We start from the raw sequence: 756 nt of genomic DNA, 5'->3' as shown, positions 1-756 counted from the left end.
TATGGACTCAAGCAGGCATCACGCGCCTGGTACAAAGACATTGATGGATATCTCGTTGGCAATCTTGGTTTGACCCGATCCCTCGAAGACTCGAACCTTTACATTAGTGTTTTAGCTAACATTATTATACTACTCTATGTTGACGACATACTCCAATTCTCTCCGAGTCGAAACGCCATTAACACGATTAAAAGTCAGCTAATGAAAAGGTATAAGATGACAGATCTTGGACCCGCATCACAATTCCTCGGCCTTGAGATCTCCAGAGACCGTGAATCTCGAACACTGCATCTTCATCAGAGTACGTACATCAAACACGTGCTCAAGCGATTCCAAATGGACCAATGTAATGGAGTCTCAACACCGATGGAACCAAACGCACGTTTACACGCCGCTGATGAAGGATACATTGCCCTCGAAAATGACATACTCGAATATCAACAGGCCCTCGGCAGCATCATGTATGCTATGCTCGGTACACGGCCAGATCTCGCGTATCCAATTTCATCCCTCAGCAAGTTCAGCATCAACCCCTCCTTTGAACACGCAGCAGCCATCCACCGCATATTTCGCTACTTACAAAAAACGGTCAATGTCGGCATTACCTTTGGTAACACAGGGAACGCAACCATCGAGGCAATTAAGAAAGCCGTAAAGGACAGCAATACATTGGGAGATACAACTTCTCTTGGAAAAGGTCTTACAGGAATTCTTGGATTTACGGACTCGGATTGGGCCGGTGACATTGACTCTCGC

The 756-nt window shown here is 46.0% G+C and carries 1 protein-coding gene; it reads left to right on the top strand.

What is annotated here, in order from left to right; all coding sequences use genetic code 11:
• Window positions 1-756, top strand: a 756-nt coding sequence (locus DMG62_25105; GenBank protein ID PYY18997.1) for a hypothetical protein, incomplete at both ends; no start/stop codon positions are given.

The sequence above is a fragment of the Acidobacteriota bacterium genome (genome assembly GCA_003225175.1).
Taxonomy (GTDB): domain Bacteria; phylum Acidobacteriota; class Terriglobia; order Terriglobales; family Acidobacteriaceae; genus Gp1-AA112.
This window is presented reverse-complemented; position numbering and strand designations above follow the sequence as displayed.